General features: G+C 68.8%; 12 protein-coding genes. 5 read left to right on the plus strand and 7 right to left on the minus strand.

Going from position 1 to position 15079, the window contains the following annotated elements; translation table 11 throughout:
- Nucleotides 1-181 precede the first annotated feature (181 nt).
- From SL003B_RS13495 to SL003B_RS13515, 5 genes are all read right to left on the minus strand, one after another.
- Nucleotides 182-949 (minus strand): SDR family NAD(P)-dependent oxidoreductase, encoded by a 768-nt coding sequence (locus SL003B_RS13495; protein ID WP_013653414.1) that lies wholly within the window; start codon nucleotides 947-949, stop codon nucleotides 182-184.
- Between the two features lie 151 nt (nucleotides 950-1100).
- Nucleotides 1101-2471, minus strand: a complete 1371-nt coding sequence (locus SL003B_RS13500) for an adenylate/guanylate cyclase domain-containing protein (RefSeq protein WP_013653415.1) — start codon at nucleotides 2469-2471, stop codon at nucleotides 1101-1103.
- Between the two features lie 131 nt (nucleotides 2472-2602).
- Nucleotides 2603-3427: an MBL fold metallo-hydrolase gene (locus SL003B_RS13505; protein ID WP_013653416.1), complete on the minus strand. Its 825-nt coding sequence runs from the start codon at nucleotides 3425-3427 to the stop codon at nucleotides 2603-2605.
- A 10-nt stretch (nucleotides 3428-3437) separates the two neighbouring features.
- Nucleotides 3438-3896 carry a cyclic nucleotide-binding domain-containing protein gene (locus tag SL003B_RS13510; protein WP_013653417.1) on the minus strand — a complete coding sequence of 153 codons (459 nt, stop codon included), beginning with the start codon at nucleotides 3894-3896 and terminating at the stop codon, nucleotides 3438-3440.
- A gap of 46 nt (nucleotides 3897-3942) precedes the next feature.
- Nucleotides 3943-6537 carry an ABC transporter ATP-binding protein gene (locus SL003B_RS13515; RefSeq protein WP_013653418.1) on the minus strand — a complete coding sequence of 865 codons (2595 nt, stop codon included), beginning with the start codon at nucleotides 6535-6537 and terminating at the stop codon, nucleotides 3943-3945.
- A gap of 195 nt (nucleotides 6538-6732) precedes the next feature.
- On the opposite strand from SL003B_RS13515, the gene SL003B_RS13520 reads away from it, so the two are divergent.
- Genes SL003B_RS13520 through SL003B_RS13540 form a run of 5 tightly spaced genes read left to right on the plus strand, consistent with a single transcriptional unit; the run spans nucleotide 6733 to nucleotide 12230 of the window.
- Entirely contained in the window at nucleotides 6733-7947 is a 1215-nt protein-coding gene (locus tag SL003B_RS13520; RefSeq protein ID WP_013653419.1) for a glycosyltransferase family protein, read from the plus strand.
- Between the two features lie 21 nt (nucleotides 7948-7968).
- The gene (locus SL003B_RS13525) at nucleotides 7969-9189 is read left to right on the plus strand and encodes a glycosyltransferase family 4 protein (RefSeq protein ID WP_013653420.1); all 1221 of its coding nucleotides are present in this window, start codon (nucleotides 7969-7971) and stop codon (nucleotides 9187-9189) included.
- Nucleotides 9190-9193: 4 nt separating this feature from the next.
- Nucleotides 9194-10312 (plus strand): glycosyltransferase family 4 protein, encoded by a 1119-nt coding sequence (locus SL003B_RS13530; protein ID WP_013653421.1) that lies wholly within the window; start codon nucleotides 9194-9196, stop codon nucleotides 10310-10312.
- The gene (locus SL003B_RS13535; RefSeq protein WP_013653422.1) at nucleotides 10312-11472 is read left to right on the plus strand and encodes a glycosyltransferase family protein; all 1161 of its coding nucleotides are present in this window, start codon (nucleotides 10312-10314) and stop codon (nucleotides 11470-11472) included. The genes SL003B_RS13530 and SL003B_RS13535 overlap by 1 nt, the downstream gene beginning before the upstream one ends.
- Nucleotides 11469-12230, plus strand: a complete 762-nt coding sequence (locus tag SL003B_RS13540) for a polysaccharide deacetylase family protein (RefSeq protein WP_013653423.1) — start codon at nucleotides 11469-11471, stop codon at nucleotides 12228-12230. Before SL003B_RS13535 ends, SL003B_RS13540 begins: the two co-directional genes overlap by 4 nt.
- 18 nt (nucleotides 12231-12248) lie before the next feature.
- Here the strand turns inward: SL003B_RS13540 and SL003B_RS13545 are convergent, their stop codons facing one another.
- Nucleotides 12249-13850, minus strand: a complete 1602-nt coding sequence (locus SL003B_RS13545) for an MBL fold metallo-hydrolase RNA specificity domain-containing protein (protein ID WP_013653424.1) — start codon at nucleotides 13848-13850, stop codon at nucleotides 12249-12251.
- 74 nt (nucleotides 13851-13924) lie between these two features.
- Nucleotides 13925-15010: a YeeE/YedE family protein gene (locus tag SL003B_RS13550; protein ID WP_041375540.1), complete on the minus strand. Its 1086-nt coding sequence runs from the start codon at nucleotides 15008-15010 to the stop codon at nucleotides 13925-13927.
- Nucleotides 15011-15079 lie beyond the last annotated feature (69 nt).

Raw genomic sequence — 15079 nt, forward strand, 5'->3', positions numbered from 1 at the left:
CGAGCCGGGATGCGCGGGCGTGTCCGCCGACCCCGTCTCGCTCCGACGTCACCCCGGCCAAGCGCAGCGCGAGCCCCGGGGTGACAGCCTTGAGGGCTTTTGTCTGCAGATCAGGCGGCAGCGCCAGGTCTTGGAATCCGCACTCGCCCGGGACGACGGCGGAGGACTTCGACAGTCCTTCCTACCGCGGCGCCATGCGGATGGCGCCGTCCAGGCGGATGGTCTCGCCGTTGAGCATCGGATTCTCGCAGATCGCCTTGACCAGCCAGGCGTATTCGGTGGCCTTGCCGAGGCGCGAGGGGAACGGCACCTGCTGGCCGAGGCTGTCCTGGACCTCCTGGGACAGGCCCAGGAGCATCGGCGTCTCGAAGATGCCCGGCGCGATGGTCATGACGCGGATGCCGGATTTCGACAGGTCGCGGGCGACGGGCAGCGTCATGCCGGCGATGCCGGCCTTGGAGGCGGCATAGGCGACCTGGCCGATCTGGCCGTCGAAGGCGGCGACCGAGGCGGTCGAGACGATGACGCCGCGCTCGCCGTCGGCGTCGACGGGATCGAGCGCGGCCATCGCGGTCGCGGCATGGGCGATGCAGCGGAAGGTGCCGACCAGGTTGACGGCGATCACCGTCTCGAACATGTCCATCGGATGCGGCTGGCCGCGCGAGGTGGTGCGCGCGACCGGCGCGATGCCGGCGCAGTTGACCAGGATGCGCTCCGGCCCGTGCGCGGCGCGCGCGGCGGCAAAGCCCGCGACAACGCTGTCCTCTCTGGTGACATCGACGGCGATGAAGCGACCGCCGATCTCGCGCGCTACCGTTTCGCCCTGCTCGACGTTGCGGTCGAACACGGCGACCTTGACGCCGGCGGCCGCCAGCATGCGGGCGGTCGCAGCACCCAGTCCCGAAGCGCCGCCGGTCACCACCGCGGACAGGCCAGAAGTCAGTTGCATGATGCACTCCCTTGCCGGACAGACTCTTTTCCAAGTCTATGTTTTAAATCGATATTATCCGTTCTTATTGACGAAAACGTCAGCTTCTGGCGCACAGTGGAGCGAATCCGTCCGCCGGTCAAGGGAGGGTGCTGCGGACGGCGGCGTGCGCTCAGGCGAGCACGACGAGGTCGAGCGGACCGGACAGGCCGGCGACGGCGCGCGCCGGGCGGTGCTCGCCGGGCGGTCCGGCATAGCCCTGGCCGAGGGCGAGCTCGAAGGAGGCACGGTCGGTCAGCGCCCGGCTGCGCTCGACCTTGTTGGCATCCTCCAGCTTGGCGGCGCGGTTGACGGCGTCGCCGATGACCGTGAACTCGAGCCGGTCGGCGGCGCCGACGACGCCGACGGTGACCGGCCCGCAGGCGAGCGCCACGCCGACGCGGAACGCCTCCGGCCAGCCGGCGGCGGCGAAGGCGGGCTGGTCGGTGTCGAGGCCGTCGACGACCGCGCGCGCCGCCTCGACGGCATCGGCGGCGAAGCGGGCGGAGGGCACCAGCGCGCCGAAGGTGGCGAGGATGCCGTCGCCGAGGAACTTGTCGACGCGACCGCCGCGCGCCTCGATCGCGCGCACGGCGCGCTCCTGGTAGAGGCCAAGGACCCGCATGACCACCTGCGGCGGCAGGCCGGCGGCGGTGCGCGTGAAGCCGCGCACGTCGACATAGAGCACCGCCGCCTCGCGGGCATGGCCCTCGCCGGCACGCAGCACCGTGTCGGCGCCGGTGATCGAGGCGGCCGCCTCGGGAGCGAAGAAGCGGCGCAGGTCGGCGGCGGCCGACCGTTCGCGGATGGCGCTGTAGAGCACTTCTCGGCCCCGGTACAGGGCGACGGCGAGCACGAGCGTGACGGTCAGGATGACCATGGTCTTGTCGAGTTCCGCGCCGATCAGGATCGCGTTGCCGGTCAGGTATTCGACATAGTTGCGCGTCACCCGCATGCCGCCCATGTCGGCGAGCACCGCATAGGCGACCAGCGCCAGCCAGCCGGCGACCGCGACCAGGCCAGTGGTCAGCACGAAGCGCGGATCAAAGCGCAGCGCGCGCAGGGCGATGAAGATGAACACGTACATCAGCGTCGGTGCCTTCAGGTAGAAGGTCGGATGCTGGCCGTACTGGATGTGGAAGGAGAAGATCAGGCCGACCAGCAGCGCCATGTCGACGCCGATGGAGACCAGCAGGTACCAGTTCGGCAGTTCGACGCGGTAGGACAGCGCCAGGCGGACGACCGTGAACAGGAAATAGGCGCCGAGCGCCAGCGGCACGAAGTTGAAGCCGGAACTGCCTTCCGCCCGCGGGGCGATGGCGTAGAGCGTGGCGAAGAACAGCACAATGGCGAGCTGCACCCAGCCGATCAGGCGTTCGGCCGACGCTTCGCGCAGCCGGATCTCGGCGAGGACACGCTGAGGAATGCCTTCCTCCGACGGGCCGCCACGGATCACTCCGTCGAGCAAGCCCCGAAGCCGGCGCGCGCGCTTGTCTTCTGCCATCGAGTCCCCGTTCCGGTTGTCCGCCGCTGCCGGCCCGAGGAGCGCCCCGGCAGCGGACATGCCAAGGCTGCGCCGGAAAGCCGCCGGGAGCAACAGGGCGCGCGGCCTCGTGATTGCGCGCGAGCGTTCCGTTACGGACGCAGGACCATGCCTTCGGCGGCAACCACGACGCCCGGATGGACGAGACGGGCCTCACGGCCGATGGCGTCCAGGTCGTCGTCGGTCCGGCGCGGATCGTGGTGGAACAGCACCGGGGTCCTGACGCCGGCGGCGAGCGCCAGTTCGACCCCCTTCTGCCAGGTCGAGTGCCCCCAGCCGCGATAAGTCTCGTATTCGGCGTCGGTGAACATGGCGTCGTAGATCATGACATCGGCGCCGACGACGAACGCACGCACGGCCGCGTCGATGGCGGGATCGCCGTGCTCATGGTCGGTGATGATGCAGATCGACTTGCCGGCATGGTCGAAGCGGTAGCCGCAGGCGCCGCCCGGATGGTTGAGGCGGACGGTGCGGATCACGAGGCCATCGTTGCGCGGCACCACGTCGCCAGCCTGGAACTTGCGGAACGACACCGCCTTCAGCGTCGTCGCGGCGACGGGGAAAATCGGCGGCGACATGATCCGGCAGATGATGTCGACGAGTTCTGTCCGGTCCTGGAAGTGGCCGGCCCAGGCATCGATGCCGAATCCCGGCACGTAGGCGGGCTTGAAGAACGGCATGCCGCAGATGTGATCGAGGTGGGTGTGGGTGAACAGCAGGTCGAAGGCACGCGGCCCCTCCTCGACCAGCCGGCCGCCGAGGTTGCGCGCTCCGGAGCCGCAGTCGACCAGAACCAGGGCATCGCCGGCCCGGATCTCGAGACAAGTGGTCTCGCCGCCGTAGCGCAGGGTGCTGTGACCCGGTGTCGGCGTCGACCCGCGCGCGCCCCAGATCCGGAGCAGGAAGTCTTCCGCCACGCGTTCCCCCTCAGGCTGCCGCGCCGCCGGACCGGGCGGCGGCGAGATCGCGCGTGGTGCGCTCCAGGCGCTGGGCCAGGGTCCGCATGACTTCCAGGGACATGTCCGGAAACTCCTTCAGCAGCTTGAGGAAATCGTCCTTGGAGACGGTCAGGACGTCCATCTCGGTCAGCGCGACCAGCGTCGCGGTGCGCGGCACGTCGCACAGGATGGCGATCTCGCCGACGATCGTGTGCTCTTTCGCCCGGGCGACAGAGCGGTCGCCGGCAGGGGTCCGGACCAGAACGTCCGCCTCGCCCTTCAGGATGATGAAGGCCGTGTCGCCTTCCTCGCCCTGCTCGCACAGGTGCTCACCCGGCTGGTACTGCATGCGGTCGCTGATGAAGGCGAGCAACCGCAACTTGGTCTCGTCGATCCCCCGGAACAAGGGAACCTTTCGCAGGGCACCGACTTCTGATTCCAGTGTCACCCTTCCCTCCTTCGCCCGGCACGTGGCCGTCGGCGTCGATCGGTCTTCATGCGGTATCATCGTCCTGACGGGCGATGCGCCCCTGCTCCATGACGACACTATGGTCAAATTCTTCTGCCACGATCAAATGCGGCGTGCCGAAAAGCAGCATGCGGCCCTTCAGGAGGTCGCGCAGCGTGGTTCGCAGCGCTCGGTCGTCCTCCGCAGTGCCGGCCGCGACGTCGTCGAGGATCGTGATCGGAGCGTTCTTCAGCAGCGCGCGCACGAGCGCGAGCCGGCGCCGCTGGCTTGCCGACAGGCGCGAACCGCTGACGCCGACGTGGTAGCCGAAGCCGGCGAACACGACTGGCTCGCGCAGGCCGGTTTCCTCGACGACGGAGCCGATGACCGCATCGATACGTTGGCGGGCGTCGCGCCGGTCGAGGCGGGCGCGACCGAACAGGAGATTGTCCTCTATGGTCAGCGGCGGCAGATAGAGCTGAGGATCGAAGGCGACGAAGGCATCGCTCCTGGCGACCACCCTGTCGTGGAAATCGCGCCTGGCCGCCACGACCTTGTCGCGCATCGCATCATCGAGCACGCCCAGACGATGGCGGGCGGGAACCAGCTTGAAGGCGAGCGCGACCAGGCGCGCGCGGTCCGCGTCCGTGATGCCGGAGCGCTGGCTGTCGGAGCGCGACGCGCGCACGATCCGCTCGAACTCCGGCAGATCCTCCTGGGTGATGAAGGAATAGGTGCCGAGCAGGCCTGAATCGCCTGTAACGTTGGCGAACAGCTCGACCATGGTCTCCGCCACCTTCAAGCCGATGCCCTGCAGATCCCTGTCGAGGTCGGTTTCGGTCAGGAAGGCCCGGACCTCCGGCATCGCGGGCACCATGTCCATGGTGACGTTCGGATCGGTCGGCACGGCGAAGAACAGGTTCTCGGCCAGCGAGGCGCTCTGGTTGAAGGTGGCGATGTCCCAAAGTTCGACCAGCCCTGCGAGGCGCTGATCGGCTGCAATGCGATTGCCGATCTCGGTCCGCACGGCCAGGATCCGCTCGGCCAGCCGGTCGTCGATCCTCGGATCGAAGCGCGACTGCAGGCCGAGCCGGTAGACATCCGCTTCTAGGCCCACCGCCGAAAGCAGGGCGAGCGCACGCCGGTCGAGCGCCTCAATCGAGTCGACGCCGGCCGCTTCGAGATCCTCCCAGACCGCCTGAACGTCGTGCGTCGGATTGCGGGTCTCCCTGGCCTCGCGCTGCGCCCGGCGGTATTCCTCGAGATCCTCCCCCGTCCGTTCGCGCGGCTGCACCGGACGGTGGCGGATGCCGTAATAGAGATTGTCGCGGATGGTGCCGGTCCAGACATGCACCGCACCGCCGACATAGGCGATCTGCCGCCCGAGCGTCGCCTCGCTCAGCTTGTCCAGATCCAAGCCGCCGATCTCGACCCGTCCGGACGAAGGGCTGATCAGGCCGGCGGCGAGCTGCAGCACTTCCGAGCGCCCCGAACCGTCGGGGCCGAGGACGGCGCATTCGCCGCCTTCGGGTACCTCGATCGAAACGTTTAACACCTCCTGGCCGGCCGCCCCGCCCGAGAACGAGACGCTGCTCATCACCAGCGGACCGGACAGCTTCTCGCTCGTGTCCACGACCAGCCGGTCGACGGGATAGATGTCTGCCGGATCGAAGTTCTCGACCACCGTCTGGTACTTGACGTCGACGTCGGCGACGAGCTGGTAGTAGGCGAGCAACTCCTTCCAGGGGCCGGCGAGATCCTTGTAGGCGGCGATGACGGCGAGCAGCGCGCCGATGCTGAGGTTGCCCTCGATGACCAGGTAGCCGCCGATCAGGTAGAAGAAGAGCGGCGTCAGCTGGTTCATGAAATTGTTCAGGAACTTGATGAAATATTTTCGGTTGTAGATCTCGTAGCGGATCTTGAAATTGGAGTAGAGCCGGTCGCCGACCTCGGCGGAATGCCAGGCCGAGGCGTCGTTGGCGTGAATTTCCGGCACGCCGGTGATTGCTTCGCCGACCTTGTCGGCGACGACGCGGATGTTCTTAACCCGCTCGCGCGACAGCAGCACGACCTTACGCTGCAGCTTGGGGATGACGTAGCCCTGGATCGGATAGGAGCTGACGGCAGCCAGGCCGAGTAGCGGATCCTGCATGAAGATGAAGCCGAGCTGGACCACGAGCAGGCCGCCCTGGTAGGCTGGCAGCGCGATCGCCTCACCGATGAAGCCGCCGACATCCTCGACCTCGGAGGTGATCATCGGGATGATTTCGCCCGAACTCACCTTGCGAAAATGTGGCAGGCGGAAGCGCAGGACCCGCTGGAACAGTTCGAAGCGCAGCCGCCGCAGCATGCGCTCGCCGAGCCGACCCTTGTAGACGTTGATGAACAGCTTCAAGCCGTTGCTGACGATGACCAGGCCAAGGAACGTCAGGCACAGAAGGAACAGGTAGGAGATCTGATCGAATTCCAGCCCGGCCAGTTCGCGGGGAAAGCCATCGCCCTGGATGGCATCATTGACGATCAGCTTGGGCAGTTCCAACAGGACATAGCTGATCGGGTAGGACAGGACGGTGATGAGCAGAATGAAGAACTGCTGGCGCGCGCTGAACTTCCAGATGAAGCGAAAGAGGCTTTTTTCCATGTCAAAGTCCAGCCAGGCAAACCGAACGCCATTCGCGTAGTCGTAGGACGTTGCGTATTAACTCGCAACGCCGGATGTGCCATAGAGGGGCTTCCTGGCCGTGAGGATCGCCACAGAAGCGACGGTCTTGCGCAGGTTGCGGGGCATGCAGACAAGACAGCGCCCGAACGGGCCGAAGGCAGACTATGGGGCATCATGCGGTCGGAAACGCCTAGAATCCTCATCTACAGCCACGACTCGTTCGGGCTCGGACACCTGCGCCGCTGCCGGGCGATCGCCCAGGCGCTGGTCGGCGCGTTCGACACGCTGTCGGTCCTGATTCTGTCCGGCTCGCCGATCATCGGCAGCTTCGAGTTCCGCTCGCGCGTCGATTTCGTGCGCATTCCGGGCGTGATCAAGCTGCGCAACGGCGAATACACGCCGCTTTCGCTGCATTTAAACATCGATCACACGCTGGAGATCCGCTCGTCGATCATCGAACATACCGCGCAGGTGTTCGCGCCCGACATCTTCATCGTCGACAAGGAGCCGCTCGGCCTGCGCGGCGAGGTGCTGCCGACGCTGGAGCAGCTCAAGAAGGCCGGCACCCGGCTGGTTCTGGGCATCCGGGACGTGATGGACGACCCGGCGATCCTGCAACAGGAATGGCAGCGCAAGAACGTCCGCCCGGCGCTGGAGACCCTGTACGACGAGATCTGGATCTACGGCCCGCGCGAGATCTACGATCCGCTTCAGGGCCTCGACCTGCCGCAGTCGATACTCGACAAGAGCCTGTTCACCGGCTACCTGCGCCGCGACATGCCCAAGGGCGCGCGCCTGTCCGAGCCGCTGCCGTTCGGCGAGGAGCCGTTCATCCTGGTCACGCCCGGCGGCGGCGGCGACGGGGTCGAGATGGTCGACTGGGTGATGCGTGCCTACGAGGCGCGAGCGCGGCCGCTGTTTCCCGCCCTGATCGTGCTCGGCCCGTTCATGCCGGCGGCCTCGGTCGCCAGCTTCATGGCGCGCGCCGAACACCTGCGCGACGTGCACATCATGCGCTTCACGCCGCAGATCGAGCCCTACCTGCAGGCAGCGACGGCGATCGTCGGCATGGGCGGCTACAACACCTTCTGCGAGATCCTGTCGTTCGACAAGCCGACGCTGCTGGTGCCGCGCATCGTGCCGCGGCGCGAACAGGCGATCCGCGCGGCACGGGCAGAGTCCTCGGGCCTGCTCAAGGTGCTGCCGATCGAGCACTATCCGGATGTCGAACTGATGATCGACGCACTGGTCGACCTGCCGGATTCGCCGCCGCCGTCCGAATCGGGCGTCGCCAACCTCCTCGGAGGCCTGGACGTGATCGAAAGCCGTGTGGGGGAGATCCTGGAGGATGCCGGGCGGCCGAAGATCCGCCGTCGCGCCATCATCTGAGCGCCCGCGAGAAGAACCGCCATGTCCCGCATCGCCGTCGTGGTCAAAGGCTACCCGCGCCTGTCCGAGACCTTCATCGCCCAGGAGATCCTGGGCCTGGAGTGGCGCGGCATCGGCCAGCTGATCGTCGCCCTGCGCCGGCCCTACGACCCCTTCGTCCACGACCTGCACCGGCAGATCGCCGCCGAGGTGCTGTATCTGCCCGAGTACCTGAAGGACGATCCGGCGCGGGTCCGGCGCGCACGCGCCTGGGCGAAGCGGCAGCCGACCTACGCGGCGGCACGCGCGCTGTTCGAGGCCGACTTCGCGCGGGAGGGCAACGCCGGACGGCAGCGGCGCTGGGGCCAGGCCTGCGTGTTCGCACACGAGTTGCCGGACGACGTCACCTGGATCCACACCCACTACCTGCACACGCCCTGTTCGGTGGCGCGCTATGCGGCCCATCTGTCGGGGCGGCGCTGGTCCTTTTCCGCCCATGCCAAGGACATCTGGACCAGTCCGGAGTGGGACCTGCGGACCAAGCTGGACGACGCCGCCTGGGGGGTGACCTGCACACGAGTCAACGTCGACTACCTGAAGAGCCTCACTTCGGACCCGGACAAGATCGAGCTGGTCTATCACGGACTCGATTTCTCCGGCTTTCCCCTGCCCGACGACAGGCCGTCCGGGCGCGACGGACGGGGCGAACCGGTGCGCCTGGTCTCGGTCGGGCGCGCGGTGGAGAAGAAAGGCTACGACGATCTGCTCGCCGCGCTGGCGCTGCTGCCGGACGAGGTTGCCTGGAGCTTCACTCACATCGGCGGCGGCGACCTCGCCGAGGATCTGAAGGAGCGGGCCAACCGTCTGAAAATAAACGACAAGATCACCTGGCTCGGACCCCGGCCGCGCGAGGAGGTCATCCGCGCCTGCCGGGACAGCGACCTGTTCGTGCTGTCGTCGAAGCTCGCCAGAAGCGGCGACCGGGACGGCCTGCCGAACGTGTTGATGGAAGCGCAGGCGATGGGATTGTGCTGCTTGTCGACACGGGTTTCGGCCATCCCCGAGCTGATCGAGGACGGCGCCACCGGCGTGCTGGTGCCGCCGGCAGACGTGCCCGCGCTGGCAAGGGAACTGGAGCGGCTGATCCGGTCGCCAGCGGAGCGAGACCGGCTGGGGCGGGCGGCGTCGACCCGTGTGCGGGCGCGGTTCTCGACCGAGCCGGGGCTCGACCGACTGGCAGAAAAATTCCGCAAGGTCTTGTGATATCGTGAAAATCGCCTTCACAGCACCGATGAAGCCGCTCGACGATCCGGTGCCGTCCGGCGACCGCACGATGGGCCGGCTGATCGTGCGTGCGCTGGAGGCCCGCGGCCACGACGTTCGAATCGCCTCGCGCTTCCGCGCCTGGCGGCAGGACGGCGCCGAGCTGCCGGCAGCCAGGGATGTCGCCCGCGCGGAAGCCGAGCGGATTGCCGCGGCCTGGCAGGCGGAGGACTACCGGCCGGACCTGTTCCTCACCTATCATCTCTACCACAAGGCACCCGACTGGGTCGGCCCAAGCCTTTGCGATCACTTCGACATTCCCTACGCGATCATCGAGGCGAGCCGCGCGCCGAAGCGTCGAACCGGCCCGTGGGCGTTCGGGTTCGCCGAGGCCGACGCGGCGCTGATGCGTGCCGATGCGGTCGCCGCGCTGCACCGGGCGGACGCCGAATGCCTCGCGGAAGTGCTGCCGCAGGACCGGCTGCAGGTGCTGCCGCCATTCCTCGACGCGGCGCCGTTCCGGCAGGCGGCGACCGCCGACAGGGCTTCGGGCGGACCGGCGCGGCTTCTGGCGGTCGGCATGATGCGCGCCGGCGACAAGCAGCACTCGTACCGCGTCCTGGCCGATTCCTTGAAGGAAATCATGGATCTGGACTGGACAATCACGCTCGTCGGCGACGGCCCTGCGCGAGACCCGATCCTGTCCCACTTCCCTCCTGAAAGGGTCCGATGGCTCGGTGCCCTGGCGCCGGAGGCGCTGCCTGCCGTTTATGCCGGTCACGACCTCCTCGCCTGGCCGGCGATCCGAGAGGCTTTCGGCTTCGTCTTCCTGGAAGCGCAGGCGGCCGGACTGGCGGTCGCCGGCGGTGCAACCTTCGGCGTGCCCGACATCGTCCGAGACGGCGTCACCGGGCTGCTGTCGCCCGAAGGGGATGTCGCCGCTTTCGCGGCGAGCCTGCGACGACTGATATCCGACGGCGCGCTGCGCCGGACCATGGGGCTCGCGGCGGCGCGTCACATCGCCGAGGCCCACGACCTGGACGCCGGCGCGCGGCGGGTCGAGTGCCTGCTGACGACGGCCCTGGCGCGGTTCAAGTCCGGCAGGGGACAGGGAGAGCGCTGATGCACGCCTTCATCCACGTCCAGCACCTGCTCGGCACCGGCCACGCGGTGCGCGCGGCGGCGATCGGCCAGGCGCTGGCCGCGCGCGGCGCGGCGGTGACGCTCGCCACCGGCAACACCCTGCCGCCGACGCTCGACACGAGCGGGCTGGACGTGGTCGCGCTGCCGCCGGTGAAAAGTCCCGACGCGGTGTTCGACCGGCTGGTGACGCCGGACGGGCGCACCATCGACGACGCCTGGATGGCGCGCCGGCGCAAGGCGACGCTCGACGCCTTCACCCGCTGTCCGGTCGACCTGCTGCTGACCGAGACCTATCCGTTCGGGCGGCGCCAGTTCGAGTTCGAGCTCGCCCCCCTGGTGGAGACGGCGAAGACGGCGGCGCGCCGGCCGCTGATCGCCACCTCGATCCGCGACATCCTGGTGCGCAAGCAGCAGCTTTGGAAGGAGGAATGGATGGCGGGGCAGGCGCTCGCCCACTACGACCGCATCCTGGTCCACGCCGATCCGGAGTTCGTCGAACTGGCCGACAGCTTCCCCTTCGCCGAGCGCGTCGCGCATCTGGTGCGCTACACCGGCTATGTCGGCGGCGGCGCGCGGCCCGAGCCGCCGGTGGGCGACGGCGAGGACGAGGTGATCGTCTCCTGCGGCGGCGGCGCGGTCGCGCAAGCCCTGATCGAGGCCGCGCTCGACGCCGCCCCCCTCTCCCGCCGGGCCGCCGACGCGCCCTGGCGGCTGCTGATCGGCCACGACGTGCCGGACGCCGCCTTCGAAGCCTACCGGCGCCGCGCGCCCAGCGGCATGATCGTGGAGCGGGCGCGGCGCGACTTCCCGGGCCTACTGAAACGGGCGCGGCTGTCGGTCAGCCAAGCCGGCTACAACACCGTGCTCGACATCCTGATCGCCGGCGTGCCGGCGGTATTCGTGCCCTTCGCTCAGGTGCGCGAGACCGAGCAGGCCCAGCGCGCCGAGGCGCTGGCCCGCCACGGCCGCGCCGTGGTGGTGCCCGAGAAGGGCCTGACGCCGGAGCGGCTGGCGGCGGCCGTCGACGACGCCCTCGCCCTGCCCCATGCGACAACCGAGGTTCGGCTCGGCGGGGCGCAGGCGAGCGCGGAGATCCTGCTCGCCGACCTGGCGGCGCGCAGCCCGGGACGGCCGTCATGAGCGACACGCGCGCGACCTTCCAGGCCCGGCTGTCCGAGCATCTCGACTGGTTCGCCGTGCGTGGGCGCAAGGCCCGCTTCTGGTGGCGCGACGACGACGCGGTGGCGCCAAGTGCGGCCCTCGACCGGATGCTGGCGCTTGCCGAATGCCACGGCGTCGACCTGGCGCTCGCCGTCATCCCGAAGGAGGCGACCGAAGCGCTCGCCGCGCGGCTCGCCGGCGAGCCGCATGCGGTGGTGCTGCAGCACGGCTGGCAGCACAGGAACTTCCAGAGGAAAGATCTCGGCGAGAAGGCAGCGGAACTGGGCAGCCGGCGCGCCGTCGACGAGGTGCTCGGCGACCTGGCGCAGGGCCGTGCCCGGCTCGAAGCACTGTTCGGCGAGCGCTTCGTCGCCGCCCTGGTACCGCCGTGGAACCGCATCGATCCGGCGGTCGCCCGCCGTCTGCCCGAGATCGGTCTCGCCGGCCTGTCGACCTTCACCTTCCATCGGGCGCCGCGCCCGCATCAGGTGCAGGCGCATGTCGACATCCTGAAATGGAAGGGCGAGCGGCGTTTCATCGGCTGGAAGAGCGCGGGCGACCGCTTCGACCTGCAGCTGTGCCGGCGGCGCACCAACCCGGACGAGCCGGTCGGCCTGCTCAGCCACCATCTCGTCCACGACGAGGCCTGCTTCGACTTCCTCGATGCCTTCCTCGCCGTCGCAGCCCGTCATCCCGGCGCGACCTGGCCGAAGGTGAAGGACCTGTTCGCCGAGTGAAGCGGGAGCCCGCCTCCCCTACTCCCGCTCCTCCAAGGCGCGGCGGAGGCGGCGGATGAGGACGGCGCGGGCGCGCTCGTCGGCGGCGGCGTCGACCTGGGCCTGGATGTCGAGAATGAGTTCGGCGTAGTCGTTGTGCCAGTCGCGCCGCTCGGCGATGTCGGGCATGGCGCGCGGCGGGGCGGCGTCGCGGCGCTGGATCGCCCGGCCGGGAAGAAGGTCGTAGACCGCATCAAGATCCGGGATGACGACGTTGTCGGCGGCAAAGCCGTGGCCGACCAGGGCGTCGCGCATGGCGACCGACTGGCTCTCCTCGCCATGGGTGAGAAAGATGGAGCCGCGCACCGGCTTGCGCTCCTCGACCCAGTCGAGCAGGTCGTCGCGCGCGGCATGGCCGGAATAGACATCGATGGAGCGGATGTCGGCGCGCACCTTGACCTCCTCGCCCATGATGCGGACGGACTGCGCGCCGTCCCTGAGGATGGCGCCGAGGGTCGCCGGGGCCTGGTAGCCGACCAGCAGGACGGTCGTGTTCGGCCGCCACAGCCGGTTCTTCAGGTGGTGGCGGATGCGGCCGGCGTCGCACATGCCGCTGGCGGCGATGATGATGGCACCGCCGCCGATGCGGTTGAGGGCCTTGCTGTCCTCGACCGTCTCGGAATAGCTGATCCAGCGGTTGTCGAGCAGATGCGGCCGGTCGGACAGATGCTCCAGGTCGTCGGCATGAGCGTTGAAGGTCTCGGTCGCCTTGATCGCCAGGGGCGAGTCGAGGAACACCGGAACGCGGTTGAGGCCGCCGCTCTCCATCAGCGTCATCAGGTCGAAGATCAGTTCCTGGGTGCGCTCGACGGCGAAGGCCGGGATCAGCAGCACGCCGCCGCTGTCGAGGGCGCTGCGCACCTCGCGGGCGAGCACCAGGCGCCGCTGCTCGTCCGTGACATGCTCGCGCTCGCGTCCGCCGTAGGTGGATTCGCAGATCAGGTGGTCGATGCCGCTGGCGGCTTCGGGGTCGGGATGGAACGCCTTGTGCTCGGGGCCGATGTCGCCAGAAAACAGCAGCCGCAGCGGTTCGTCGGCACCCGCCTGGCTGGGCGCGATCTCCAGTTCGACCGAGGCCGAGCCGAGGATGTGGCCGGCGTTCCAGAAACGGGCGCGCACGCCCGGCGCGACATCGACCCAGACGTCGTAGTCGTGAGCCTGGAACGTCTCCTGGCAGGCGTAGGCGTCGGCCTGGGTATAGATCGGCGTCACGGTCTGCTTGCCGCGGCGCAGGTTGCGGCGGTTGAGGTTTTCCACCTCGTACTGCTGGATGTGGCCGCTGTCGGGCAGCATGAAGGACAGAAGGTCGCGCGTGCCCTCGGTCATGTGGACGGGGCCGCGGAAGCCGGCGCGCCAGAGCTTGGGGACAAGGCCGGCGTGGTCGATGTGGGCGTGGGTCAGCAGCACGACGTCGATGCTGTCGGCGGCGAAGGGAAACGGCCGGTAGTTGAGTTCCTTGACCGTCTTGGAGCCCTGGAACAGGCCGCAGTCGACCAGCAGGCGCGTGGCGCCTATGTCGAGCAGATAGCAGGAACCGGTCACCATGCGGGCCGCGCCGCAGAACGTCAGTCGTACAGCCATTGCCGAGCCTTTCGAATCTCGCGTCTGGAGCCTCGCATAGGACATGGTGGGGGACGCCAGCGCAAGGATTCCGCTCAGGCCGGCGACCCCGCTGCCAGGCGAGGCGCGTCGCGGACCGGTCGGTCGACCAGGCGGTCGGTGATCGCCGCGGCGAGCCAGATGGCGCCGAGCGTGATCCAGGCGGTAAGCGCAAAGACGGAGGCGCCGGTGATGCCGGCACCGACGGCGCACCCGCCGGCGAGCATGCCGCCGAAGCCCATCAAGGCAGCGCCGAGCAGGTAGCGACGCATGGAGCGACCGTCCTGGAAACCCTGCAGCACCAGTTCGCGCGTGACCAGGGCGGCGAGGAAGGAGCCGAGGAACACGCCGGGCACGAGGCCGATGCCGAAATCGAGCGCCGAGCCGGGCGGCGACAGGAACAGCATGAGCGTGTCGGCCGACGGACCGGTGAAGGTGATGCCCTCGACCAGCACCGGATCGAAGGCCTGGCGGGACATGGAGGAGGTGAACCACCAGGCAAGCGGCACGGCGAGGCCGGTCACGACGGCCGCGAAAGCCTGCCACGGCGGCGTTTTCGCGCGCAGGGCGATGAGGATGCCGGCCACCATCCAGGCGGCGGCGAACAGAATCGCCTGCAGCGGCGAGGTGTTCAGGAACACCATGAGGTCGTTGCCGCCGATGTCGGCAGTGGTCAGCCAGCCGGCCATTTCCTCGCGCAGCGGCCGCAGGATGCCGCGCAGGCTGGCCTGGGCGACGACGGCGAAGACGAGGCCGGACAGAAGGGCGCGCAGGTTGCCGGTGGCGGACAGGACCAGCAGACGGCTGGCGCAGCCGCGCGCGAGCACCATGCCGGCGCCGAACATCAGTCCGCCGAGGGCGCCGCCGCTGACGCTCTGAGGCGAGGCGAGCTGGCGCGCCTCCCCGGCGGCGACCTCGCCGACATCGGCCAGCAGCTGGGTGCCGATGACGGCGGCGGAGAAGGCCAGCAGCCAGACCGACAGGCGCACACCGAAGCTGCGATGGGCGAACTCGAGCGCGGCAGCGCGCAGGCAGAAGCGGCTCTGCTGGGCGAAGGCGCCGAAGGTCATGCCGACCAGCAGCCCGCCGACGGCGAGGATCCAGGGTTCGGGGAAGCGTTCGAGAAGAAAATCCAAGGGCATGTCCGGGAGTCCGGGTCTGTCGGCCGAAGCGGCGCGGGCGGACGGCACGCACGCACCTCGTCCTGACAG

It is taken from the genome of Polymorphum gilvum SL003B-26A1 (assembly GCF_000192745.1).
Classification (GTDB): domain Bacteria; phylum Pseudomonadota; class Alphaproteobacteria; order Rhizobiales; family Stappiaceae; genus Polymorphum; species Polymorphum gilvum.